The 25,605-nt window shown below is 39.9% G+C and carries 20 protein-coding genes; 5 read left to right on the top strand and 15 right to left on the bottom strand.

The genetic code is table 11. The features are described from left to right. Positions 1-54: 54 nt before the first annotated feature. From ATS76_RS09420 to trhO, 5 genes are all read right to left on the bottom strand, one after another. Positions 55-759, bottom strand: a complete 705-nt coding sequence (locus tag ATS76_RS09420) for a 3'-5' exonuclease (protein WP_058551919.1) — start codon at positions 757-759, stop codon at positions 55-57. Between the two features lie 3 nt (positions 760-762). Continuing rightward, complete coding sequence (locus tag ATS76_RS09415) at positions 763-2,658, bottom strand: DUF294 nucleotidyltransferase-like domain-containing protein (protein WP_058551918.1); 1,896 nt, start codon at positions 2,656-2,658, stop codon at positions 763-765. 88 nt (positions 2,659-2,746) lie between these two features. Further along, the gene (locus tag ATS76_RS09410; protein ID WP_058551917.1) at positions 2,747-5,827 is read right to left on the bottom strand and encodes an efflux RND transporter permease subunit; all 3,081 of its coding nucleotides are present in this window, start codon (positions 5,825-5,827) and stop codon (positions 2,747-2,749) included. Positions 5,828-5,829: 2 nt separating this feature from the next. After that, the gene (locus ATS76_RS09405; protein WP_058551916.1) at positions 5,830-6,843 is read right to left on the bottom strand and encodes an efflux RND transporter periplasmic adaptor subunit; all 1,014 of its coding nucleotides are present in this window, start codon (positions 6,841-6,843) and stop codon (positions 5,830-5,832) included. A 171-nt stretch (positions 6,844-7,014) separates the two neighbouring features. Further along, positions 7,015-8,022 (bottom strand): oxygen-dependent tRNA uridine(34) hydroxylase TrhO, encoded by a 1,008-nt coding sequence (trhO, locus tag ATS76_RS09400; protein WP_058551915.1) that lies wholly within the window; start codon positions 8,020-8,022, stop codon positions 7,015-7,017. Between the two features lie 199 nt (positions 8,023-8,221). On the opposite strand from trhO, the gene ATS76_RS09395 reads away from it, so the two are divergent. Together ATS76_RS09395 and ATS76_RS09390 are read left to right on the top strand one after the other, a co-directional pair. Beyond that, entirely contained in the window at positions 8,222-9,544 is a 1,323-nt protein-coding gene (locus tag ATS76_RS09395) for a DEAD/DEAH box helicase (protein ID WP_039036923.1), read from the top strand. A gap of 2 nt (positions 9,545-9,546) precedes the next feature. Next, positions 9,547-10,383 (top strand): CvfB family protein, encoded by an 837-nt coding sequence (locus tag ATS76_RS09390; RefSeq protein WP_058551914.1) that lies wholly within the window; start codon positions 9,547-9,549, stop codon positions 10,381-10,383. 37 nt (positions 10,384-10,420) lie between these two features. Here ATS76_RS09390 and ATS76_RS09385 read toward each other — a convergent pair whose 3' ends face one another. From ATS76_RS09385 to gyrA, 10 genes are all read right to left on the bottom strand, one after another. Further along, complete coding sequence (locus tag ATS76_RS09385; protein WP_058551913.1) at positions 10,421-10,795, bottom strand: hypothetical protein; 375 nt, start codon at positions 10,793-10,795, stop codon at positions 10,421-10,423. A gap of 93 nt (positions 10,796-10,888) precedes the next feature. Next, entirely contained in the window at positions 10,889-11,593 is a 705-nt protein-coding gene (gene pyrF / locus ATS76_RS09380; RefSeq protein WP_058551912.1) for an orotidine-5'-phosphate decarboxylase, read from the bottom strand. A 164-nt stretch (positions 11,594-11,757) separates the two neighbouring features. Continuing rightward, a complete protein-coding gene (gene lapB, locus ATS76_RS09375; RefSeq protein ID WP_058551911.1) occupies positions 11,758-12,894 on the bottom strand; it encodes a lipopolysaccharide assembly protein LapB in 1,137 nt (378 codons plus the stop codon). A 2-nt stretch (positions 12,895-12,896) separates the two neighbouring features. Beyond that, positions 12,897-13,178: a lipopolysaccharide assembly protein LapA domain-containing protein gene (locus ATS76_RS09370; protein ID WP_058551910.1), complete on the bottom strand. Its 282-nt coding sequence runs from the start codon at positions 13,176-13,178 to the stop codon at positions 12,897-12,899. A 21-nt stretch (positions 13,179-13,199) separates the two neighbouring features. Continuing rightward, on the bottom strand, positions 13,200-13,487 hold the full coding sequence (gene ihfB, locus ATS76_RS09365) for an integration host factor subunit beta (RefSeq protein WP_058551909.1): 288 nt from the start codon (positions 13,485-13,487) through the stop codon (positions 13,200-13,202). A 67-nt stretch (positions 13,488-13,554) separates the two neighbouring features. After that, complete coding sequence (gene rpsA, locus ATS76_RS09360) at positions 13,555-15,222, bottom strand: 30S ribosomal protein S1 (protein WP_006794164.1); 1,668 nt, start codon at positions 15,220-15,222, stop codon at positions 13,555-13,557. A 95-nt stretch (positions 15,223-15,317) separates the two neighbouring features. Then, positions 15,318-16,028, bottom strand: a complete 711-nt coding sequence (cmk, locus tag ATS76_RS09355) for a (d)CMP kinase (RefSeq protein WP_058551908.1) — start codon at positions 16,026-16,028, stop codon at positions 15,318-15,320. A gap of 106 nt (positions 16,029-16,134) precedes the next feature. Further along, positions 16,135-17,412: a 3-phosphoshikimate 1-carboxyvinyltransferase gene (gene aroA / locus ATS76_RS09350; protein ID WP_058551907.1), complete on the bottom strand. Its 1,278-nt coding sequence runs from the start codon at positions 17,410-17,412 to the stop codon at positions 16,135-16,137. Then, the gene (serC, locus tag ATS76_RS09345) at positions 17,412-18,494 is read right to left on the bottom strand and encodes a 3-phosphoserine/phosphohydroxythreonine transaminase (RefSeq protein WP_058403949.1); all 1,083 of its coding nucleotides are present in this window, start codon (positions 18,492-18,494) and stop codon (positions 17,412-17,414) included. Before serC ends, aroA begins: the two co-directional genes overlap by 1 nt. Positions 18,495-18,611: 117 nt before the next feature. Next, positions 18,612-21,311: a DNA topoisomerase (ATP-hydrolyzing) subunit A gene (gene gyrA, locus ATS76_RS09340; RefSeq protein WP_058551906.1), complete on the bottom strand. Its 2,700-nt coding sequence runs from the start codon at positions 21,309-21,311 to the stop codon at positions 18,612-18,614. A 177-nt stretch (positions 21,312-21,488) separates the two neighbouring features. Between gyrA and ubiG the strand changes: the two genes are divergently transcribed. The 3 genes from ubiG (at position 21,489) to nrdA (ending at position 25,574) form a co-directional block, all read left to right on the top strand. Continuing rightward, a complete protein-coding gene (gene ubiG / locus ATS76_RS09335) occupies positions 21,489-22,199 on the top strand; it encodes a bifunctional 2-polyprenyl-6-hydroxyphenol methylase/3-demethylubiquinol 3-O-methyltransferase UbiG (protein ID WP_058551905.1) in 711 nt (236 codons plus the stop codon). Beyond that, on the top strand, positions 22,199-22,879 hold the full coding sequence (locus tag ATS76_RS09330) for an HAD family hydrolase (protein WP_058551904.1): 681 nt from the start codon (positions 22,199-22,201) through the stop codon (positions 22,877-22,879). The genes ubiG and ATS76_RS09330 overlap by 1 nt, the downstream gene beginning before the upstream one ends. 412 nt (positions 22,880-23,291) lie before the next feature. Continuing rightward, positions 23,292-25,574 (top strand): class 1a ribonucleoside-diphosphate reductase subunit alpha, encoded by a 2,283-nt coding sequence (nrdA, locus tag ATS76_RS09325; protein ID WP_058551903.1) that lies wholly within the window; start codon positions 23,292-23,294, stop codon positions 25,572-25,574. Positions 25,575-25,605: the final 31 nt, after the last annotated feature.

The following is a 25,605-nucleotide window of genomic DNA, read 5'->3' as shown; positions in this document are numbered from 1 at the left end:
AAATTAATAATAACAAAACGCCGCATTTTTTGCGGCGTTTTTATTTGTATGTGTTCAGCTCCATATGGCGCACAATGGGGTTTCTTCAGTGTAATGATGACGTAATTGAGCTTGCAAAAGCTCAGCGGTTGCAAGCGCATCGGTTAGCGCATGATGCCCTTCATAAGCTGGTAGTGAATAACGTTTGCGACAGTCATTTAGCCTCAACGACCCCAATTTAGAGTTAAATAACTGCCCAATTAAGCCTTGTTTTGCCTTGAGCGCTCTGCGCTCAAGTTCCATGGTATCAACAACCATAAACTCAATATGCTCTCTTAATCGCAATATTAAGGCACTGTTTAAAAAGCCACGTTCGATTGCCGCATAGTGAACAACAATCACCTTAGCACGTAACGCATCAAGCAAAGGAGCAATAATGTTGTCAAAGTCGGGCGCGTTATCTACATCATTATGAGTAATACCGTGGATCACAATAGACGATTCACTTAGGTTTCGTCTTGGCTGAACAAGCCAGTGCTTGCTCTGTTTACAGTATATTCGCGTTAATGTGAAAGGGACTAATCCTACACTCACAATATCATCTGTTTGGCTATTTAGCCCTGTTGTTTCAAAATCTAATGCAACAAAAGAAATCTCTTTTACAGGGGCGTTAGCATTGCTAAATGCCGATAAATAAAACTCTTTTATTAGATTATTTTGTGTATTGTCGGCAAGCTGTGCATAACGTATTTTCCAGTTTGTTACTTCTTTAAAAAACATAGATTATTTCACACCTGAATGTGCGCTATAACAAAATTTAAGGTAACTTTGCGCCTTATCTAAAATAGCAAAAGCATCTTTCAAATGTCGCTGTTCGAAAGGAGAAAGTAAATGGGGGTCAAGGTTATTATCGGGTGCTTCACCCTGTTCAATTTGCCATGCCTGATGGCGTATACGCGTCATTGAAATGTACTCTAACGCATCACGTAAATCTTGCGCTTTACCTTCAGGTAAAACATTGGCTTCTATAATATCTTCTAAGCGATCAAATGAATTTTGCTTACGAGAGCCAATTGCAAGTGCATGAACACGAACTACATCACTTAATGGCGCAGTACCGCGTCGTTTTAAGTTCATAGACTTTTGATGCTGTCCGTTGTGCTCGAGAACAAACCCTTTAAAAAAACCAAGAGGAGGTGTTCTATTTCGTGCATTTGATGCCATGTTAGCTAAAAACACTCTGTTACTTGCACTTTGTTTTGCAATAAATGTTTTTAACTCATCAGCCCATTTTGTTTTACCCCACACACCGTCTAAATCAAAAAATATAGAGCTATTAAGCAAAGCCTGTGGTTTAGGCTCAGCAATCCATTGGGAAAATTGCTCAAACCATTGGTCTTGTGTTTTTCGCCACTTTTTAAAGGATGCCATAATTTCACCGTCGCAATAGCTATAGCCACATTGAGCTAGTCCATCACAAACAAAGTCACTTAAGTTTTGAAAATATGTATTATGTTTTTCATCGTCATAACTATTATCTAATATGAGTGCATTATCTTGGTCGGTAACAATAAGTTGTTCATCCCTTGCCATAGAGCCTAATGCAATAAAGCAGTAAGGTACTGGCGGCGGGCCGAACTTTTCTTCTGCAAGTATTAGCAGTCGTTGTTTAAAGGTACGGCCAATAACAGCCATTGCAGTACCAACCATGTGAGAGTTAGCGTCTTCATTTACCATGCGCACAAATACACGGGGAAGCTGATTTGCATAGTGGGCTAAATCTTCCACAGACTGCTGTGCCAATATACCACGCACCAACAATAAGCTACTCTGCGATTCATAACGCAAAATATCTGATAAAGAAATAACACCTATCGGCCGTTTTTTTTGTACCACTGGAAGATGATGTAAGTTATCTCTGAGCATGGCTAACACAGCTTCAAAAATATAGTCATTTTGATCAAGTAGCACTAAGTTAGTGGACATAATAACGTGTGCAGGTGTGTTGAAAGCAAGCCCCTGCGCCACAACTTTAGTGCGTAAATCTTTATCTGTTATTATGCCAACAACTTGCCCGTCATCTTCTTGGGGGTCGTTATTTACGGGCTTATTAACGTCGGTAACTAGCACTGACGATACCGATTCATCAGTCATTAGCTGTGCAATATTTTTTACTGTTTCAGTTGCATCAACTGTGACAACCTCTCGGTGAAGTAACGATTTAACTTTGGCAGTCGTTAAATCGTTTCCATCGGCTTGTTCTACTATTGCCTGATGCAAACGCACGTTACCATCCGTTTCGAAGTAATCTGCAAATACTTCATATTCATCACAATACTGCAAAAAAATGTCAACGTTTATACAATAAACTAAGGTGTCTTCGAGCGCTGTAGCCGGAAAACGCACCTTTCGATTCATTAGTAACCCCATTTGCCCAAATATTCCTGCGGTGGCCAAACGGTTATACAGCTCACCATCACGTCGGTACATTTCAACAGAGCCACTTCTTATTATGTATAAATCAGCTATGTCTTGGCCATATTGTAAAATATCGGTATTAGCCCTGAAGTAACTGACTTCAACTTGTTGGGCAAGTTCATCTAATGCTTTTTGAGGAAGATCATCAAAAGGAGGGTGTTGTGATAAAAATTGCGCTATTTCAATTTGCTCGCTTTGCATTATAGATCCCTACTAATATCCAGTAATACAATTGTGGGCCTAATTAACCGTTTTTTAAAGAAAAAAGATTAATTAGGCTCATAAAGATTTACTCTGTATGTTCAAGCTCTTGAGCAAGCTGTTTAGTTTCATCCCCTCTTGGCTTAGTAAAACGTGCAAGCCCTAAATAGATGACTGGTGTTAAGTATAACGTAAATAAAACAGCAAGCGACAGCCCACCAAATACGACCCAGCCTATTGCATTACGCGCTTCGGCACCCGCCCCACTTGATAATATTAATGGTAGTGCACCAAGCAACGTAGAAACGAGTGTCATAGTGATTGGACGTAACCTAACTAGCGCAGCCTCTTCAACCGCCTCACGCACAGATAAGCCTTGATCGCGAAGTTGGTCTGCAAATTCAACCAGTAAAATAGCATTTTTTGCAATCAGACCAATCAACATTACTAAACCAATTTGAGAATAAATATTGAGAGACGTATTCGTTAAATACAGCGCTAAGATAGCAGAGGTAATACCAAATGGAACTGTTAGCATTACCACTATGGCACTGTTAACACTTTCGAATTGAGCAGCTAATGCAAGTAATACGATTAAAAATGCTAAAACGTAAGTCAGAAGGACTTCGTTTGCAGTTTCTTCGAAGGTCAGCGCTTCGCCTTTAAACGCAAGAGTAATGCCCTGAGGCAAAGATTGCTGAGACAAATTACGAATTTGCTCGACCATATCTGCAATCGTCATCCCATCGGGTAATTCCATATCCAATTCAATAGCACGACGCTGAGCATGACGCTCAAGCTCTGCAGCAACGCCCTCTTCACTAATATTAGCTAAGCTACTAATTGGGACTAACCTTCCTTGTGAACTTGCCACATACAGGTTTGCTAAATCACTTGGATCTTGAATAACTTGGTTTTGCACTTGCAACATAATAGGTATTGATTGGTCACCAATGTTTAAATCAGCAATATCATCACCATTTATGGCGGCACGAAGTGTAATTGAAATATCACTTAGCGATACACCCAACTCTTCGGCTCTTCGTCTATCAATATTTACACGTAATTGTGGTTGTGACGGCTGATAAGATACTCGCACAGGCGCTGTACCTGGGATTGCATTTTCAATTTGTTTTGCAAAGTCTTGCGCAGCAATAAAAATTTGTTGGTAGTCTTGGCCTAATAAAGCTATTTCTATTCCGCCACCTTGGCCTCTTAAATTTAAACTGTTTGAACCCGATGCACGTCCGGCTGCGCCTGGAATTTCACCTAACGGACCACGAATTTTATTAATGATTTCTTGTTGAGTAAATTGACGGTCGTCCCAATGCTTAAGAGGAACCGTTATAAACACTATATTAGGGTCCCATTGCCCAACAACGGTGTAAATAGATTCTATTTCACCACTTTCTACGAAAGGCAACAAAATATCTTCCATCTGCATTGCTTGCCTGTCCATAAAGTTCAAACCTACACCATCAGGTCCTCTGGCAAAAATTCGTATTTTACCCCTGTCCTCTGTTGGTAAAAGTTCGTTATCGAGGTTTAGATACAATGCACCAGAACCAAAGGCTATTAATATGCATGCAATGAGAACTAACCAAGCACGGTTCAAAACGCTTTTTATGGTTGTACTGTAAAGCTTAACAAGCTTGTTGCCTACTTTAGCAAACGGGTGGTTGCTTTGTTTTTTCAGTTTTAATTTTGAAGTCAATGCAGGAACAAGTGATAATGCAACAAAACTTGAAATAATAACGGCGCCGGCAAGCACCCCGCCAAACTCTCTAAATAATCGTCCTGCAGTAGAAGGTAAAAAAGCAATAGGAATGAAAACCGCTGCCAATACCGCAGTTGTGGCAACAACCGCAAAAAATACTTCTCTCGTACCTATGACAGCGGCAGCGCGCCGACCAAGTCCTAAGCCTCTTTGACGTTGTATGTTTTCACTCACAACAATTGCATCATCGACTATTAAACCCGTGGCAAGCACAAGCGCTAATAAAGTGAGTATATTGATAGAAAAACCAAGGGCCCAAATAAGAGCAAGTGAACCTATAAGCGCAACAGGTATAGCAAAAGCAGGCACAAGTGTAGCGCGCCACGAACCTATGAATACCCATAATGTTATTACCACTAACAAAACGGTAAGCACTAAGGAATTGATTACTTCATCAACTGAGCTTCTTATAAATTGCGCGTCATCTGAGGTTAGCGTAAATTCGAGCTCAGGGAATCGTTTGCGCATGTTTTCGAGCAACTGAAGAACTTCATCCGATATTTCAATTGTATTCGACTGCGCTTGGCGAATAACCTCCATACCAATTACGGGTTTGCCATCTAAACGAACCATAGAGCGTGGATCAGCAGGACCAAAATAGACCGATGCAATATCACCTACTCGTGTATCGCCGCTAACAATAATATCTGCTACTTCACTAGGTGTAATAGAAGTTGCATCGGCTCTAACAATTATTTGTTGATCACTTGATTTAAGGCTACCCGCGGGTACATCAAAGGGCGCTTCTCGTAAAACGTCTGCTACATCAGGAATAGTAAGATTAAAACTGCTTAATTTAAGGGGATCTAAACGAACACGTAAAACGCGTTTACGGTCTCCGTTCAACCTTACATCGGCAACGCCTGGTATTGTTAGAAATTGAGGTGCTAAATCGGTCTCGACTCGCTCAGTAAGGGCTTCAAGAGCCAGACTACTACTTGACACAGTGAGCGATACAACCGCTTCTGCATCGTTATCGGCTTTGATAATGGCAACACGCTCCACCTCCTCTGGTAACTCTCGTTGTACACGAGCAACAGACTCTCTGGTTTCGTTAGCTGCATTATCTAAGTCAACGCCCGGGCGAAACTCAACAACAATACGAGCACTGCCCTCTTCACTTTGCGCACGTATTGATTTAACGCCACTCACTCGGGCTATTGCCCCTTCCAGTTTGCTGGTTACTTCTGTGTCAACCGTTTCGGGTGACCCACCAGGAAATGATGCTGAGACTGTTATACGCGGTCTATCAACATCTGGTAACTCTCTAACTTCAATGCCAGCGATTGCAGCTAAACCGGCAATTATAATTAATAGATTTAAAACAACAATAAGCACAGGGCGGCGAATTGCCATTGAAGGGAGATCTTGCATCATAGGGGAATTTTTCATTGTTATTCCTCTAAATTACTGGCATTAGCAAACGTTAATGTTTGGTTTTCGCGCAAGCGTTGTACGCCTTCAACAACCAATATATCGTTTTCATTTAAGTTACCTGAAACTAGCAATCGCCCAGCTAAGCGTTGCTCTATTTTTACATCAATACGCGTAGCTTTTTTATTTATACTTTTCCAAACGTAGGAACCTGTTGCTCCCCACATAAGTGCAGCTTCAGGCACAACCGCGTATGACTCCCCTTGCATTGTAATATTAATTCGAAAGCTCATACCTGGCATAAACTGATCATTTGTATTTTCCAGTTTGGCTTTAACTCGTAAGGTACGGGTTTGTGGATTTATTCGCGAATCTAAATATGAAACTTGAGCATTAATGGCTTTTGCACTTTGCCATGGTGTTACTTCAACAATGCCTTTATTTTTTAGCATAGAGACAGCTGACTCAGGTGCGTTAAAGTTGATATACAAACTGCGGGTATCATCAATAGTCGCTATGGCTGTTTGCTCTGTAATGCGATCCCCTTTTTCAACATCAGTAAGCCCCATCACACCATCGAATGGCGCAAGTACTGTTCTATCTTCTAGGTCTGTTTTTGCATTGATAAGTGCTACCTCAGCAAGTGCATGCAGAGTTTTAGCATCATCTAAGTCACTTTTAGGGATTGCCCCTTTTTTGTGACTTTCGCTGAGTCTGTTAAGTGTACGCTGAGTGTCTGCTAGGGTTATTTCTGCTTGTTGAAGCGCTGCTTTTTGCCTACGAGAGTCTAGTTCAACTAAAACATCACCTTCTTTAACAAAGTTACCCGGTTTAAAGTGAACTGCTGTAACTCTATCACCAACAGCAGGGAATAATATAACGGAATGAATTGCTTCTGCATTTCCTACAGCTTTTACCTCTTCTTTTGTACGTTCCGTTGTTACTTTTTGTACCATTACATTTGCACTTGATGCTGCGGTGCTAAAAATGAATAATAACAAGTAGATATTTAATAGAAGTATGCGCAATTTCAAAGAACCACCTAATAGACAATTTTGTTAACCACTGTACGCAGTGTAACAAAAGTGTGATCAAAATTAGCCTGTGTTAACGCTGAACACTCAACTATTTAAGATGAATAACAAATTTTGGCCAAAAAAAAGAGCCGTGAAGCTCTTTTTTATTTAATAAATATCACCGATGAATTACTTTGCGCGTTGCGCATCTTTTTGTGCTTTTTTAGCTTCTTTGCGCTGTTGAAGAACAGCCTGTGCTTCGTTACCTATATGCCCTTCACCACGAGCCTGAGCAAGTTCAATTTGTTTTTGACGCTCTGCAAAGCGCGCACGCTGCTCATCAGTAACGTTATCAATACAATGATGGCATGAAACACCTTCAAGATACTCAGGCTTTTGTTTTTCTTGTTCAGTAATAGGCATACGACAGGCATGACACTGATCGTACGATCCCTTTTGTAGGTCATGGTTTACAGCAACGCGATTATCAAATACAAAACATTCGCCTTCCCACATGGTTTCTTCTTTTGGCACCTCTTCCAAATACTTAAGTATTCCGCCTTCAAGGTGATAAACTTCATCAAAGCCTTGTTCTTTCATATAGGCCGTTGATTTTTCACAGCGAATGCCACCTGTACAAAACATAGCTACTTTTTTATGTTTTTCTGGATCAAGATTTTCTTTTGCCCACTGCGGAAATTCACGAAAAGTGGTTGTATTGGGATCAACGGCATTTTGAAATGTACCAATTTCAATTTCGTAATCATTACGCGTATCAATTAAAACAACCTCTGGGTCAGAAATTAATGCATTCCAGTCTTGAGGTTTAACATAGCTTCCCACGACTTTAAGGGGATCAATTCCCTCTACGCCCATTGTTACAATTTCTTTTTTTAGTTTTACTTTTGTGCGGTAAAACGGGCATTCGTCGTCATAAGATTCTTTAGTGACAATATTTTTTAAATTTGGCTGCTCATCTAGCCATGCAAGGAGGTTATCAATGCCTTCTCTTTTAGCAGAAACAGTGCCATTTATTCCTTCTGCAGCTAAAAGTAATGTGCCTCGAACTTCGTTTGCTTCCATAACCTCTAATAAAGGTTTACGTAATGCCTCAAATTCAGGTAGGCCTACAAATTTGTATAATGCGCACACTACAAAGTGTTCGCTGGTAAGATCGTCTTTATGAACAGCTGTCATTTTATTTCCTATTTTGCCTTAATAAGCCAATATTGGCATTTACCGAATCGTAAATCCGGCGCATATGGGGCGCGTATTTTACGCTTTTTTAGATTAATTGCAAAAAATAGCAGCATACATTGCTTTTTGCTGTCGGGATAAGCCATGTGTACGCTATAATGCAGCAATTAATTTAAGTTGCACATTGGAGAACATTACATTGCACTTTACTGATCTTGGGATTGATACTCGCCTTGAAACACAATTAGCACATCAAGGGATCACCCAGCCCACAGACATTCAAGCACATGCAGTGCCTACCGCACTTGCAGGGCATGACATTTTTGCTCAGTCGAAGACTGGGTCGGGCAAAACCTTGGCGTTTTTATTACCAGCAGTTCAACGGGTTATGAAACAAAAAGCACTCAGTAAACGCGATCCACGTGTACTTATTGTTGCCCCTACACGCGAACTAGCCACGCAAGTTTTTACTCAACTACGTTTATTAATAGCAGGCACTGCTATTAAGGCAGTTAAAGTATTAGGTGGTGAGAACTTTAACGACCAAATTAAAGCATTAAGAAACGATCCACAGTTTGTAGTTGCAACACCGGGTCGTCTGGCTGATCATGTGACTAAACGCTCTTTACAGTTAAGTGGGTTAGAGCTGCTGATTTTTGATGAAGCAGATCGCATATTAGATCTGGGCTTTACCGAACAATTAAAACTAATTAATGACGAAGCAAATCACCGCCTTCGACAAACATTATTATTTTCAGCAACGCTTGACCATGCACAAGTAGATGCGCTTTCGCGTAATTTATTAAAAAAACCAAAACAAATTACGCTTAGCGCTGCAAACGAGCAACACAGCGATATAACGCAAACACTCTACCTAGCCGACCACCTAGATCACAAAGAAGCATTATTAGCACACTTTTTAAAGCAAGACGAAGTTGGCCAATGCATAATATTTACTGCCACCCGCGCAGATACAAGTCGTTTGAGCGAAGAGCTAAACAACAAAGGATTTAAATCAGTCGCACTAGCGGGTGATTTAACACAAAGCAAACGCTTAGACATTATGGACTCGTTTAGCAGAGGAAACTTCAAGATATTAATTACCACTGATGTCGCATCCCGTGGTTTAGATTTGTTAAGCGTAACGCATGTAATTAACTTTGATTTGCCAAAACATGCTGAAGAATATGTTCACAGAATAGGTAGAACTGGACGTGCTGGTTTTAAAGGTACCGCTATTTCGTTAGTAGGCCCTAAAGATTGGGCTAGTTATTTAGCAATTAAATCTTTTTTAAATGATGAGCTTAAATTTGCAACTATTGACGGACTTAAAGCTAAATTTAAAGGGATAAAAGAGAAAAAACCTGCTGCAACTGTTAAAGCTAAAAAAGTAACGCAGGTTAAAAAGCCACAAATTAAACGTAAAGCAAAACCTAAAAAACCAGCGGCACCCATTAAAGCCCCTATGAATATCGATGGCGATTCACCAATGCGCCGTAAAAAAAAGCCTGAGCAGGAATAATTATGAGTTACCTTGGAACAACACAAACCCTATTTGTAAAAGAAGTGAGTAATGAAGGCGCTTACTTGGACGGTCATGATTTAGGTGAAGTTTTTTTACCAAAAAACGAAATTAAAGATGAGCTTGAAGCTGGTGACAGCATTAGCGTATTTATATATTTAGATAATGCTAATTTACCAACGGCGACTGTTAAAAAGCCACATGCTCAAGTAGGTGAATACGCCCTTTTACGTGTCAAAGAAATAAATAGTATCGGTGCTTTTTTGGACTGGGGATTAGAAAAAGATGTACTAGCCCCATTTAATGAACAAAAGCCACGCATGCAAGAGGGACATTCTTATTTAGTTCGATTGTACCTTGATAATGCCAGCCAACGCATTTGTGCTTCAACTAACTTTAATCGCTTTTTATCGAAAGATGAACCTGAATACACCAATCTTCAAGAGGTTGATTTAATTGTTGCTGGTAAAACAGATATTGGCTACAAAGTGCTTATTGAAGAATCTCACTTTGGTGTTGTGTTTTACAACATGGTGTTTAAAAACTTATTTGTAGGACAAAAGCTTAAGGGCTTTGTTAAAAAAGTAAGAGAAGACGGAAAAATTGACGTTGTGCTAGAAAAGCCAGGCATGGGCAAGGTAAGTGAGCTTGGCGATAAAATAATGGAAAAGCTTAAAAACGAAGGCGGAATACTCGCTATTGGCGATAAATCTGATCCTGAACTTATCAAAAAAGTATTCTCTACGAGTAAAGCGAATTATAAAAAGGCAATTGGTGGTTTGTTTAAGCAAGAGCTTATTGAAATTGAAGCAAAATCAATTCGCTTGAAATCGAAATAATTAAACAACACTCATTCTATATTTATATAATGAGTGTTTAACCTAAAATATACTTATAAGGCAATGTGCATTGCGTATATTGCCTTGAATAATCAAGTACTTCCCTTTCTGATTCTAAGTTCAATGGTGCTAGCCTGAACACCTTTTTTTCACACTCTAATTTTTTTACGTCATGGTTTGTTAAACAAGCACTAACACTTATATCCTGGGCATTCAATGTGTCGGAATTTCTGTAACAAAGGTGATGTGCGTAGTCTTTCATTGTTTTTTTAAAATCAAACATATTTACAGGATACGCTGAAATAACATCTGTTACTGTTGTAACTCCATCATATGCTTTACTCGAAAACACATATTTATTAAAAGAGAAGCCTGCGATAATAATGACCAATGAACCAATTAATAGCTTCAAAATAAAACCCCTAACAACATTTTGATATTATAAATGTAACACAAATTACACATAACGTAAGGGGTTTAGTACTTATTTGCTGTTTTTTGTAAACTATTTTATAGACTCATTAACATCTTGCAGTACTTTTACTGGATTTGATGCTTTAGTAATCGGCCTGCCTACTACTAAGTAATCACTACCTGCTTTAATTGCTTGTTTTGGGGTCATTATTCTTTTCTGGTCACCTGCATCACTACCTTCAGGACGAATACCGGGTGTAACTAGTTTAAAATGCTCACCAAGCTCAGCCTTTAAAACACTCGCTTCTTGCGCGGAACAAACAACACCATCAAGGCCTGCTTCCTTGGCTAATTTTGCAAGGTATATTACCTGCTCCTGAGGTGATTTATTTATACCTAATCGCTTTAATTCTGACTCATCCATACTTGTTAATACAGTAACAGCAATAAGAATTGGGGCTTTATCACCAAACGGTTCTAAAGCCACTTTTGCTTTAGTCATCATTTCGAAACCACCCGATGCATGAACATTTACCATCCACACCCCCATTTTTGCAGCCGCTGTGACTGCCTTTGCGACTGTATTAGGAATATCATGAAACTTTAAATCTAAAAAAACATCAAAACCAAGTTCAATTAATTCTTTTACAAATTCAGGACCAAAGTATGTAAACATTTCTTTGCCTACTTTTAAGCGACAAGTATCGGGCGAAAGTTGTTTTACAAATGCTAACGCTGTTTCTTGATCGTCGTAGTCTAAAGCGATAAGTACTTTTTTTGAATTTTCGAAAGACATAGTTATCCTAATGTATAGCAGTAAAGAGTTTTTGTATATTTGACTTAGTTAGCTGAGCGAACTTACACAAAGTGAATAAGCAGGTTTAATTAGTATATTGGCGCTAGTTAAACTTCTAGTCGAATTTGTAAAGGGCTCTACAATAATTAAGTATTTAGGGGTTATTAAAATCCGTCTAAACCTCTACTTGGGACAATGGTTTCCCAATGTTTACAAGAAGGGCAATTCCAATAGATTGTATAACTCGTGAAGCCACAATGCTGGCATTGAAAGTCTGGCTTAGTAGCAATATATGACGTTACAAGACTATCAATTTCATTAAGCACTTCTTTTGTACTTTTATTTTGGTCACCCATAAGCTGCAGTAAAAAGCTAAAACCTCTGATTGTAGGTTGCCTTTTTAAACTATCAGTTAAAAAATCAAAAGCTTGCTTAGTGTGACCTTGCTCTAGGAGCGCTTGGCAATGTTTTATTTTTATTAGAACACCACCTTTGTCTAGTAAATCGCTTACTAGTTCATGAAATTGATGCGTTAAGTTAAGTTGTTTATAACTATGCGCTAGCTCATCAATAAATAACGGCGCAAACAACGTAAACTGACAGATTAGTTCACGCCAGTAGTAAATAGCTTTAACGTAATCCTCTTTGGAAAAAGCGATGACACCTAGCTCGTACAAGGGCCTAACTGCTTTATAATTTAAACTAATCGCTTTACGCATAATTTGAGGATTATTATCACTAAGCGCAGCTTCACAATAAAAATTCGCGATAGCCTTAAATTGTTGCTCTTTAGAGAATAATTCGCTGTGAGATTCAAACATATTAATGCCTTTATCCCACTCACGAGTTTGCGAATATAAGGTAATAATAGGATCGAGAGCTTCTACATGGCCGGCCTTGACCAACCAAACCAAATGCTCTTCTGCACCATCTAGTAAGCCAGCCATTATATAATCTTCGGCTAATTCTAAGCGACTAGTAGCTGCCTGCTGCTCACTCAAACTTGGGTGTTTTAAAAGAAGTTCATGAATTTTGATTGCGCGATCTAATTCGCCTCGGCGACGAAACATTGTGGCAAGAGTGGAATAGTGTTCAACCGAATCAGCGGCAACTTCAAGTAGGTTTATTAAATGTTCTAAACCTTGATCTTCTTCGCGGTCTAATAAAAACTTAAGCCCTTTACTGTATTCAGAAGTTATTTGACGATTAAGTTGATGAGCATGATTTTTAGCACTGTTTTTACCCATAATCCAACCATAACCGGCTGCAACAGGTAGTAGTAAAAACAAAAGCTCAATCATAATTAGGTGTCTTTATTAACGTCAAGCTTGTTTTTATTTTTCTCAGGCGCTAACTGTTTTTTCAAACGGTAATTTTGCCACTTCAACTGAGAAAACAACTTAAAGCTTATAAAACAACCTATTAAAGCACCTAGCAAAAAGCAGATACTTATTATTACTGCTAAAGGCAGAGTATTACTGGCTATAATATAATTTACTTGTACTAACTGCGGGTTTTGTGACCCTAATACAAATGCGCTAATTAGGCACAGCGCTACCAGAATAAATTTCAATACCTTGAACAAGTAACTACTCCGTTATATTAACTAGGCAATGCTCGCATTGACGCGGTCGCGTAATTCTTTACCTGGCTTAAAATGAGGTACGTGCTTTCCATCTAACTCTACTGTATCGCCAGTTTTAGGGTTACGACCTGTGCGAGGAGCGCGGAAATGCAAAGAGAAACTACCAAATCCTCTGATCTCTATTCGATCTGAAGAAGATAATGAACCGGCCATTTGTTCTAGAATTTCTTTTACAGCATTTTCAACATCTTTCACTGGAACCTGTGCGTGTTGTTCCGCAAGTGTTTCTATCAATTCTGACTTAGTCATAGCGTTTCCTTAATAAAAAGATAAAGGAAGGGCAAAGGTGCCCTCCCAACTAAAAACTAATTATTTATTAGTCTTTTTGTGCATTTGCGAAAGCAGCTGCCATTGCGTTTTCAAACACTGGCTCTTCTTTCTTAAGCTTCTCTAGTACTTCTTTCTCTTCTGCTTCGAAAAGAGCTTTAACAGATAAGCTTAAAGTGCGGTTCTTACGATCAACACCAACGTATTTAACTTCAACTTCGTCGCCTACAGAAACAACAGTAGTTGCATCTTCAACGCGCTCTTGAGCGATATCAGCTACACGGATGTAACCTTCAACGCCTTCGATAAGTTCAACAGTTGCGCCTTTCGCATCAACTTCAGTCACTTTACCTTTAACAATAGCACCTTTTTTGTTTGCATCAAGGTAGTTATTGAACGGGTCAGCTTCGATTTGCTTAACACCTAGAGAGATACGTTCACGCTCTGGGTCAACTTGCAATACGATAGCAGTGATTTCGTCGCCTTTCTTGAATTCACGTACAGCTTCTTCGCCAGGTGTATTCCAAGAAATATCTGAAAGGTGTACAAGACCGTCAATACCACCGTCAAGACCGATAAAGATACCGAAGTCAGTGATTGATTTAATCTTACCAGTAACTTGGTCGCCTTTGTTTTGTAGACGAGCAAATTCCTGCCAAGGATTAGCAATACATTGCTTAAGACCTAGAGAAATACGACGACGTTCTTCGTCGATTTCAAGAACCATAACTTCAACTGTGTCACCTAGTGAAACAACTTTTGAAGGGTGGATGTTCTTGTTAGTCCAATCCATTTCAGAAACGTGTACTAGACCTTCAACGCCTTCTTCGATTTCTACGAAGCAACCGTAATCAGTAAGGTTAGTTACACGACCAGAAAGTTTAGAACCTTCTGGGTAACGACCAGCGATAGCTGCCCATGGATCTTCACCAAGCTGTTTAAGGCCTAGAGATACACGAGTTTTATCTTTGTCGAATTTAAGAACTTTAACTGCGATTTCGTCACCAACATTAACGATTTCTGAAGGGTGCTTAACACGCTTCCACGCCATATCAGTAATGTGTAGTAGACCATCAACACCACCAAGGTCAACGAACGCACCGTAGTCAGTAAGGTTCTTAACGATACCTTTAACTTCTTGACCTTCAACAAGGTTAGCAAGAAGCTCTTCACGTTCTTGTGAGTTTTCTGATTCGATAACTGCACGACGTGAAACAACAACGTTGTTACGTTTTTGATCAAGCTTGATTACTTTAAATTCAAGCTCTTTGCCTTCAAGGTGAGTTGTGTCACGTACTGGACGAACATCAACAAGTGAACCAGGTAGGAAAGCACGGATTGAATCAACTTCAACAGTGAAACCGCCTTTAACTTTACCGTTGATAACACCAGTAACAGTCTCTTGCTCTTCACAAGCTTTCTCAAGACGGATCCACGCTTCGTGACGCTTCGCTTTCTCACGAGAAAGGATAGTTTCACCGAAACCGTCTTCGATTGCATCTAGTGCAACATCTACTTCGTCGCCAACAGCAACTTCTAGTTCACCAGCAGCATTTTTGAACTGCTCTGCAGGGATAGCACTTTCTGATTTAAGACCAGCATCTACAAGTACAATGTTGTTCTCGATTGAGATTACTGTACCTTTAACAATAGAGCCTTGCTCTGCTTCAAAACCCTTTAAGCTTTCTTCAAATAACTGCGCAAAATTTTCTGACATACGAATATACGTCTCATATATTAATACCAATAAGCAACCATGCTGCATGGGGTTGTTAAAATAGCACTGGCATCCTGCTGGTGCATAAAATGTGTTTAACTTCGTTTAGGAAGTTTTCCTTCAGAAATAGCTACATCCAATAAAGTCATAACCTTATCAAATACTTGCTGTGCATTTAGCTCGCTAGTATCGAGTTCAATTGCATCTTCTGCAGGAACAAGCGGCGCAACGGCGCGATTCATATCACGGTCATCACGAGCTTGAATGTCCTCTAATAGACCACTTAGTGTAACATCAAGCCCACGCTCATTCAACTCAACAAAGCGTCTACGAGCACGCTCTTGTGCGCTCGCTGTTAAATAGATCTTTAATGGCGCATCTGGAAACACAACAGTTCCCATATCACGGCCATCTGCTATTAAACCATTTTCGGTTCTAAAAGCGCGTTGACGGCGCAATAGCGCTTCACGAACGCGAGGAAGTGCAGCTACCTTTGATGCAGCTGCGCCCACTTCTTCATTACGAATAGTGGTCGTAACATCCTCTCCCTCTAAAATAACTTTTCCAGCATTAGTCTGGCTATCTACCAAAAACTGCACATCTAAATTTGCAGCCAGCGGTACAAGTGCCTCTTCGTTGTCTAATGCGATTTGGTGGTGAAGTGCTGCAAGGGACAAAACGCGGTAAATTGCACCACTATCCAATACATCCCAACCCAACTTATCGGCTAACAAACGACAAACAGTTCCTTTACCAGAACCACTTGGGCCATCAACGGTGATCACGGGCATTAATAACGCCTGCATTTAAACCTCCTGCAATGCACACCTAAATAATCCGCGACATTATACGCCAGTTATTAAAATATATCTGCTATTAGTGTGTAACTTTTTATAAATAGTTATAAAAAGCCTATTCACTAACTGATGCTAATACATTGAAAAACGTAGGAAATGTTTTATAGGTACACTTAGGGTCGTTGATTGTTATAGGCTTTCCGCCTACTGCAACCATTGCAAAACACATAGCAATACGGTGATCGTCGTAAGTATCAATGGCGACATCATTAAATGTTAATGGGGGAGTTATTTCAATAAAATCTTCACCCTCAACAACTTCTGCACCTACTTTACGTAGCTCTGTGCTCATGGCGTAAAGTCGATCAGTCTCCTTTACACGCCAATTATAAATATTACGAATAGCTGTTGGACCTTTAGCAAACAGTGCTACAGTTGCGAGTGTCATGGCAGCATCAGGTATAGCATTGGCGTCTATGTCGACCCCTTTTAAGTCGCCTTTTCTAACGACTAAACGCTCATCATACCAATCGATTTTTGCACCAACTTGCTCCATCACCTTTGCAAAGCCAATATCACCTTGAACTGATTTAGCGCCCACACCTTTAATTTCTATTTCACCACCAGCAATAGCTGCTGCGGCTACAAAATAAGAAGCTGATGAAGCATCACCTTCAACCATAATGCGCTCAAGTGATTGATACTGCTGCCCGCCTTTGACTTTAAATGTTGAATAATCTGAATGTTCAACGGTAATGCCAAAACGCGCCATAACGCCTAATGTAATATCAATGTACGGCTTAGAAACTAAAGTGCCTTTAATTGTAATTTTTGTATCACCCGTGAACAAAGGCGCAGCCATTAATAAAGCGGTTAAAAATTGACTTGAAATACTGCCATCAATTTCAACTTCACCGCCATTAATTTGTCCACCAACAATTTTCAGCGGCGGGTAGTCTTTGTGCTTTGTGTAGGTAATATCACCGCCAAGCGCTTGAAGAGCGTCTACTAAATGCCCTATTGGGCGCTCTTCCATACGTGCTTCACCAATTAATTCATACTCACCACTTACAGCCGCAAGCACTGCTGTTAAAGGGCGATATGCAGTGCCCGCATTACCTAAAAACAATGGCTCATTAGGTGTTTTAAATTTTCCACCGACACCGTGCACGGTTGCAACTGTACGGTCATCATTAAGTGTAACTGTTACACCTAAAAGTGCTAAGGCCCCCAACATATGACGAATATCATCACTGTCGAGTAAGTTCTCAACAACTGTTGTTCCGTTCGCTAAAGCAGCCAGTAGTAAAATCCGATTAGATAAACTTTTTGACCCAGGCAATGTCACAGTCCCATTAACACGGGATATAGGCTCTAAACGAAGTTGCTCCATTAGCTATTCTCCTTCGCAAAAGCTGCCATAAAATCAACAAGCGCTTGTACGCCTTCAAGTGGCATTGCATTATAAATACTTGCACGCATACCACCTACTATTCTGTGACCTTCAAGTGCCAATAAACCAGCTTCTTTAGATTGTGATACAAACTTTTCATTTAAGCTTTCATCATTAAGCCAAAATGGTACATTCATACGTGAGCGGCAATGCTTGGCTACTTTATTGGTATAAAAAGGAGACTCATCAATAAAATTATAAAGAAGTTCTGCTTTGGCGATGTTGTGTGCTTCCATCGCCTTTACACCACCTTGTGCTTCTAACCATTCAAACACCTCAGCAGCTAAGTACCATGCAAATGTAGGTGGTGTATTAAACATACTGCCCTGTTTAGCTTCAAGGGCATAATCTAAAATACCTGGTTTTGCTAGTCCTTCACGCTCAAGTAATGTTTTGCGCACAATAACAATAGCGATACCTGATGGACCGATATTTTTTTGCGCACCAGCGTAAATTAAATCAAATTGATTAACGTCGATTTCACGAGATAATATAGTCGACGACATATCGGCAACAATGGGAGCTGTTGGATGACTTGGCACCTCAAAAATTTCTAAGCCATCTACGGTTTCGTTTGGACAGTAATGAATATATGAGGCATCTGCAGGTAACACCCAGTCAGCCACGTTTTTTATAGAAAATTGCCCATCTGTATCGTTGCGTACATCAACACTAATTGTTGAAGTAAACTTATTAGCTTCGTCTGTAGCGCTTTTAGACCACACTCCATTTTCACAGTAGACCGCTTTTTTATCGGCTTGATGAAGATTAAGGGGTACTGCGCTAAATTGACCTCGACCACCACCATGCATAAATAGAACTTCAAATTCATCACTAATATTCATTAAGCGTCTTAAGCTTGCTTCACATTTTGCAGTTAATGCTAGAAATTCTTTACTGCGGTGGCTAATTTCCATTACAGAAACGCCCATGTCTTGCCAATCTAAGAATTCTTTTTGTGCTTTTTGCATTACCGCTTGCGGAAGCATAGCCGGCCCTGCACAAAAATTATATTTACTCATTACCTTTGCCTCATTCCAGTAATTTATATACTCAACATGAAAATATTAAATCCACGCTGTATTAATTTTTTTCAACAACATTAAAAAAAGCGGCCAAGGCCGCTTTTTCAATCTCAATTATTCTGAAGGCGGAGTGTCATCCACGACTTCATCTATAACTGTATCTACTGTTTCAACGTCTTCAGTATTAATTAAGTCACTTTCTGTAACTTCAATTTCTTCTATACGTTGTAAACCAACTACTTGCTCTTCGTCAATAGTTCTGATCAAAATAACACCTTGTGTGTTACGACCAACCGTTGAAACTTCGTTCACACGAGTACGCACTAACGTTCCGCGATTTGAAATAAGCATTATTTCGTCGTTGTCATCAACTTGAACAGCACCTACTACAGCACCATTACGCTCACTCACCTTAATTGATACAACACCCTGTGTTGCACGACTCTTAGATGGGTAATCTTCAAGCTGAGTTCGTTTACCATAACCATTTTCAGTTACAGTTAATATAGCACCCTCAGTTTTTGGTACGATAAGCGATACTACACGTTGTTCGTCGGTCATTTTAATACCACGTACACCGGTTGCCGTTCTACCCATTGGACGAACACCTTTGAAGCGAATCTCAGGGTTACCTTCTTCGTCAAGTACTGGGTTACCGTTTTCATCTACAACAGCAGATTCTTCAGCTTCTTTAAAGCGAACAACCTTACCCGCATCAGTAAACAACATTATTTCGTTCGTACCATCGGTAATATCAACACCAATTAAGCTGTCGCCTTCATTAAGGTTAACAGCAATAATACCGCTAGCACGTTGACGGCTGTAGGCTGTTAATGGTGTTTTCTTAACGGTACCAAAAGCAGTTGCCATAAAGATATATTTATCTTCTTCATACTCACGTACTGGCAATATAGCAGTAATACGTTCGTCAGCTTCTAACGGTAACAAGTTTACAATTGGCTTACCGCGGGCTGCACGGCTAGCAAGTGGTAATTGATACACTTTTAACCAATATAAGCGGCCTGCTGTAGAGAAACACAAAATAGTATCGTGTGTGTTTGCAACTAATAAACGCTCGATGAAATCTTCGTCTTTCATCTTCGTTGCAGACTTACCTTTCCCGCCACGACGTTGCGCTTCGTAATCAGACAATGCCTGATACTTAACATACCCCTCGTGAGAAAGTGTCACTACAACATTTTCCTCAGTAATCAGGTCTTCAAGGCTAATGTCGTGCGCAGCTGCATTAATTTCAGTACGACGTTCATCACCGTATTGCGCCTTAATTTCAACTAATTCATCGCGAATTACTTCCATTAAGCGCTCTGGAGTTGACAATATGTGTAACAGTTCAGCAATCAAATCAAGCAGTGTTTGGTATTCACTTAAGATTTTTTCGTGCTCAAGGCCTGTTAGCTTGTGTAAGCGTAAATCAAGAATCGCTTGAGCTTGTTGCTCAGAAATGAAGTACTGGCCGTCGCGTATACCTAAATCATCAGCCAACCAATCTGGGCGAGCAACGTTAGCTTCACCTGCTTTTTCAAGCATGGCTTTCACATTACCGAGTTCCCACGAGCGAGCAGTTAACGCTATTTTAGCTTCTGCCGGTGTAGGAGACTTACGAATAAGTTCAATAATTGGGTCAATATTGGCAAGTGCAATTGCTAGGCCTTCTAGCATATGAGCACGGTCACGCGCTTTACGTAAATCGAATACTGTACGACGAGTTACTACTTCACGGCGGTGAATAATAAACTCTTCAAGCATTTCTTTTAAATTAAAACACTTAGGCTGATTATTAATAAGCGCAACCATGTTCATGCCAAACACTGTTTGTAATTGTGTTTGCGCATATAGGTTATTTAAAATAACTTCACCTACGTCACCACGTTTAATCTCAATAACGATACGCATACCGTCTTTATCTGATTCATCACGTAATGCGCTGATCCCTTCAATCTTTTTATCTTTAACTAGCTCAGCGATTTTTTCAATCAAACGAGCTTTGTTAACTTGATAAGGGATTTCATGAACAATAATTGTTTCACGACCTGTTTTCTCATCCGTTTCAATATCGGCGCGTGCACGCATGTACACTTTACCACGGCCGGTTTGATACGCTTGTTCAATCCCTTTTTTACCGTTAATGATTGCGGCTGTAGGGAAATCTGGGCCTGGGATGTAATCCATTAATTCAGTAATGGTTAAATCAGGATTAACAATAAGAGCTAAACAGCCATTAATAACTTCAGTTAAGTTATGGGGTGGTATATTTGTTGCCATACCTACCGCAATACCAGAAGAACCATTTACTAGTAAATTAGGTACTTTAGTTGGTAAAACATCAGGAATTTGTTCTGTGCCATCGTAGTTAGGTACGAAATCAACCGTTTCTTTTTCAAGATCGGCTAATAACTCGTGTGACATTTTAGCCATACGTACTTCGGTATAACGCATTGCTGCAGCTGAATCACCATCAACTGAACCGAAGTTACCTTGGCCATCAACAAGCATATAACGAAGTGAGAATGGCTGTGCCATACGAACTATCGTGTCATAAACTGCGCTATCGCCGTGTGGGTGGTATTTACCGATTACGTCACCGACAACACGTGCCGATTTTTTGTAAGGCTTGTTCCAATCATTACTAAGCTCGTTCATTGCAAACAAAACGCGACGGTGAACTGGCTTTAAGCCATCACGTACGTCTGGTAATGCACGTCCTACAATTACACTCATTGCGTAATCTAAATAGGAGTTTTTTAACTCGTCTTCAATATTGACTGGCAGAATTTCATTGGCGAGATCAGTCATTTGATATCACATTCCTTCAGTAGCAGCTCTTAATAACCCGGTATTAGGTTTTAAAGAGTATTGTTATTATTACTAACAGACATGCTATCACAATTAATTTTAATTTACAGGCGCAAAACTTTGCGATTTATCAATTTAGGCCTATATAATGGCCTCAGATTGACGAGGAAGTATTTTATGACCGAACATCAAAATGTAGATCACGCAGAAATAGCAAAGTTTGAAGCCATCGCAGAGCGTTGGTGGGATTTAGAGGGTGAGTTTAAACCCTTACACGAAATTAACCCGTTACGCCTAGATTTTATTGCAAATAAAGCTCAAGGCTTATTTGACAAAGAAACACTCGATGTAGGCTGTGGTGGCGGTATTTTAAGCCAAAGCATGGCACGTATGGGAGCCAAAGTAACAGGCATTGATATGGGGCAAGAGCCTTTAACTGTCGCCAAGTTGCACAGTTTAGAAACAAATGTACCCGTTGAATATATAAAAGTACCTGCTGAACAATTTGCTGATGAGCACCCTGACCGCTTTGATGTCGTTACCTGTATGGAAATGCTCGAACACGTCCCCGACCCTGCTTCGATTATTCATGCGGTTGCTAAACTTGCAAAACCCGGTGCTGACGTTTTTTTTTCTACCCTTAACAAAACTCCTAAGGCCTACTTGTTTGCCATTGTAGGTGCTGAAAAACTATTAAAAATGGTTCCTGATGGAACACACAACCATAATAAGTTTATCAAACCTGCACAACTAATTTCATGGGCCGAAGAAGCGGGCTTAAAAGTACGTGCAAGCTCAGGGCTCACGTATAACCCTTTTTCTAAACAGTACACACTCAATAGTGATGTTAGTGTTAACTATATTCTTCATTTTGAGAAGTTGAGCTAATGAAGAGCGGACAGTTACCTTCAGCACTTTATCAATATGATGCATTTTTGTTTGATTTAGACGGGACGTTACTCGACACAGCTGACGATTTAGGCGCTGCTCTTAATAGTGTACTGCGTGCAAATCAAACTACTGAAGTAACCAGTGAAGTGTATCGTCCAGCAGCGTCTAATGGTGCAGCAGCATTATTAGAAGCTGGCTTTAAAGAGTTATGGCCTTCTCTTGGACAAGCACAATTAATAAAGCAACTGGTCGATAACTATGCACAAAACATTGCAAAGCACACCCACTGTTTTGCCGGTATTGAGCCACTACTCATTGCACTTGATCACAAAAAGATCAAATGGGGGATCATGACAAACAAGCCCGGCTTTTTAACCGAGCCGCTAGTCGCTGCGATCCCCGCTTTAAAAAATGCTTCGGTTGTAATTAGCGGAGACACACTTGAAGAACCTAAACCCTCTCCGATGCCTTTATTTCATTGCGCTAAACTCATGGACGTGATACCAGCTCGCTGTTTATACATAGGTGATGCTGAGCGTGATATTCAGGCAGGTAAAGCAGCAGGTATGCCCACAGCGACTGCTTTGTGGGGTTACATTCCAAGCGAGTCAGAAGCATTGACTTGGAAAGCTGATTTTAACTGGTATAGCCCTATTGACGCATTTAACCATATATAGTGCCCATTATAGATATAAACACTATATGTTGTGATTGTGACACTTTATACACAAAGCTTGATGATAAAAAAAGCAGGCGAGATTTATTTTCAAAATGTGTAAATTTAGTCGATCCTGAGTTGATTTTTAAAAATTTCAACTCAAATGAATGATCAAAGGTTAATGCCTACTAACACAATTACGTTATCCCAACGTTATCCACAAATAGGGGCAATTATGCCCCTTGCAAATCAACTCAGACCACACTATCTTGTGATCTCTAAATTGAACAACACCAGATATTGTGGCCAAATGTTATTCAATTAAATTTACCTGATTTGGTAAAACTTATAATAAATGAGCACTACTTCTCTTTTTGAGACGTACAACATTGGTCAAAAATACATTATCCCCAAGGAATACAGGCAAAGCTATGAACCAACAGTTATCTGTAAGCAAACGTGACGGGCGCAAAGAGCCTCTTGATCTTGATAAGATCCATCGCGTTATAGAATGGGCCGCCGAAGGTTTAAATAACGTTTCGGTTTCTCAGGTTGAATTAAAGTCACATATTCAATTTTACGATGGTATTCGTACTAAAGATATTCACGAAACGATTATCAAAGCGGCTGCCGATCAGATTTCTAAAGAATCACCTGATTACCAATACCTTGCTGCACGTTTAGCTGTATTCCACTTACGTAAAAAAGCATATGGTAAATTTGAGCCTCCTCGTTTATTTGACCATGTAACAAAAATGGTTGGCGATAAGCGCTATGACGCACATTTACTCGCTGACTACACAGAACAAGAATTTGATGAATTAGACGAATACCTAGACCATTCTCGTGATCTAAATTTTAGCTACGCTGCAGTTAAACAATTAGAAGGTAAATACCTAGTTCAAAATCGTGTAACGGGTGAAATATATGAAAGTGCGCAGTTTTTATATATTTTAGTCGCTGCAAGCTTATTTGCAGATTACCCACGAGAAACACGTGTTTCATATATAAAGCGCTTTTATGATGCGGTATCGCTATTTAAAATTTCATTACCTACGCCAATCATGGCGGGTGTACGCACGCCAACTCGCCAGTTTAGTTCATGTGTGCTTATTGAATGTGGCGATAGCCTAGATTCAATCAATGCAACGTCATCGGCGATAGTAAAATACGTTTCTCAACGTGCTGGTATAGGTATTAATGCGGGTCGCATTCGCGCATTAGGAAGCCATATTCGTAACGGCGAAGCGTACCATACTGGCTGTATCCCTTTTTACAAGCACTTTCAAACAGCTGTTAAAAGTTGTTCGCAAGGTGGCGTACGTGGTGGCGCAGCAACCTTATTCTATCCGCTATGGCACTTAGAAGTAGAAAACCTTTTAGTTCTTAAAAATAACCGTGGTGTTGATGACAACCGTGTTCGTCATTTAGATTATGGCGTACAGTTTAACAAACTAATGTATTCTCGCTTAATTAAAGACGATTACATCACGTTATTTAGCCCATCAGATGTACCGGGTCTTTACGATGCGTTTTTTGAAGACCAAGACGAATTTGATGCGTTATACGTTAAATACGAACAAGACGACTCTATTCGTAAAAAGCGTATTAAAGCAATTGAGTTGTTCTCTGTGTTCGCACAAGAGCGTGCAAGTACTGGCCGAATATACTTACAAAACGTTGATCACTGTAATACACACAGTCCGTTTATAGCGAAAGTAGCACCAATTCGTCAATCTAACTTATGTTTAGAAATTGCTTTACCGACAAAACCGCTTAACAACGTTAACGATGAAGAAGGCGAAATTGCATTATGTACACTGTCTGCATTTAACCTTGGTGCGCTTGAGTCATTAGATGAACTTGAAGAACTTGCTGAACTAGCAGTGCGTGCACTCGATAATTTACTCGATTTCCAAGACTACCCGGTACCTGCTGCTAAAAATGCAACGATGGGACGCCGTACGTTAGGAATAGGCGTAATTAACTACGCCTACTACTTAGCCAAAAATGGTAAGCGTTATTCAGACGGCAGTGCAAATGCACTAACACACAAAACATTCGAAGCGATTCAGTACTACCTGATGAAAGCGTCAAACGAACTTGCAAAAGAACGTGGTGCATGTCCTAAGTTTAACGAAACAACGTATTCTCAAGGTATTATGCCAACAGATACGTATAAAACAGACTTAGATAAAATTTGTGATGAGCCGCTGCAGCTTGATTGGGATGCATTGCGCAAAAGCATACAAGAACACGGTATGCGTAATTCTACACTCAGTGCATTAATGCCATCAGAAACGTCATCGCAAATCTCAAATGCGACAAATGGTATTGAGCCGCCACGTGGTCATATTAGTGTTAAAGCAAGTAAAGATGGTATTTTAAAACAAGTTGTACCTGAGTACGAACGTTTAAAAGACAACTACGAGTTACTTTGGGACATTCCTTCTAATGATGGTTACCTTCAGCTTGTAGGTATCATGCAAAAATTTGTAGACCAAACTATTTCTGCAAACACAAATTATGATCCAAATAAATTTGAAGGCGGTAAAGTACCTATGAAAGTCTTATTAAAAGACTTACTTAGCGCCTACAAATTGGGTGTCAAAACTTTGTATTACCATAATACCCGTGATGGCGCATCTGATGCACAAGACGACACTCCAGAAGTGGAAGATGACGATTGTGCAGGCGGCGCGTGTAAAATATAGTCGTTAATTTTATCTTAAGCGGGCATACAGC

Origin of the sequence: Pseudoalteromonas sp. 10-33 (assembly GCF_001469195.1) — a bacterium.
Lineage (GTDB): Bacteria > Pseudomonadota > Gammaproteobacteria > Enterobacterales > Alteromonadaceae > Pseudoalteromonas.
The sequence above is the reverse complement of the archived record's forward strand: the minus strand, read 5'-3'. Positions and strand labels throughout refer to the sequence as shown.

Coding starts and splice junctions, on each gene's coding strand:
- nrdA (WP_058551903.1), top strand. CDS start 23,292: ATGAACCAACAGTTATCTGTAAGCAAACGTGACGGGCGCAAAGAGCCT.
- lapB (WP_058551911.1), bottom strand. CDS start 12,894: ATGATTGAGCTTTTGTTTTTACTACTACCTGTTGCAGCCGGTTATGGT.
- trhO (WP_058551915.1), bottom strand. CDS start 8,022: ATGACAGCTGTTCATAAAGACGATCTTACCAGCGAACACTTTGTAGTG.
- aroA (WP_058551907.1), bottom strand. CDS start 17,412: ATGGAGCAACTTCGTTTAGAGCCTATATCCCGTGTTAATGGGACTGTG.
- pyrF (WP_058551912.1), bottom strand. CDS start 11,593: ATGTCTTTCGAAAATTCAAAAAAAGTACTTATCGCTTTAGACTACGAC.
- ihfB (WP_058551909.1), bottom strand. CDS start 13,487: ATGACTAAGTCAGAATTGATAGAAACACTTGCGGAACAACACGCACAG.
- ATS76_RS09410 (WP_058551917.1), bottom strand. CDS start 5,827: ATGAAAAATTCCCCTATGATGCAAGATCTCCCTTCAATGGCAATTCGC.
- ATS76_RS09415 (WP_058551918.1), bottom strand. CDS start 2,658: ATGCAAAGCGAGCAAATTGAAATAGCGCAATTTTTATCACAACACCCT.
- ATS76_RS09390 (WP_058551914.1), top strand. CDS start 9,547: ATGAGTTACCTTGGAACAACACAAACCCTATTTGTAAAAGAAGTGAGT.
- ATS76_RS09330 (WP_058551904.1), top strand. CDS start 22,199: ATGAAGAGCGGACAGTTACCTTCAGCACTTTATCAATATGATGCATTT.
- ubiG (WP_058551905.1), top strand. CDS start 21,489: ATGACCGAACATCAAAATGTAGATCACGCAGAAATAGCAAAGTTTGAA.
- rpsA (WP_006794164.1), bottom strand. CDS start 15,222: ATGTCAGAAAATTTTGCGCAGTTATTTGAAGAAAGCTTAAAGGGTTTT.
- cmk (WP_058551908.1), bottom strand. CDS start 16,028: ATGCAGGCGTTATTAATGCCCGTGATCACCGTTGATGGCCCAAGTGGT.
- ATS76_RS09420 (WP_058551919.1), bottom strand. CDS start 759: ATGTTTTTTAAAGAAGTAACAAACTGGAAAATACGTTATGCACAGCTT.
- gyrA (WP_058551906.1), bottom strand. CDS start 21,311: ATGACTGATCTCGCCAATGAAATTCTGCCAGTCAATATTGAAGACGAG.
- serC (WP_058403949.1), bottom strand. CDS start 18,494: ATGAGTAAATATAATTTTTGTGCAGGGCCGGCTATGCTTCCGCAAGCG.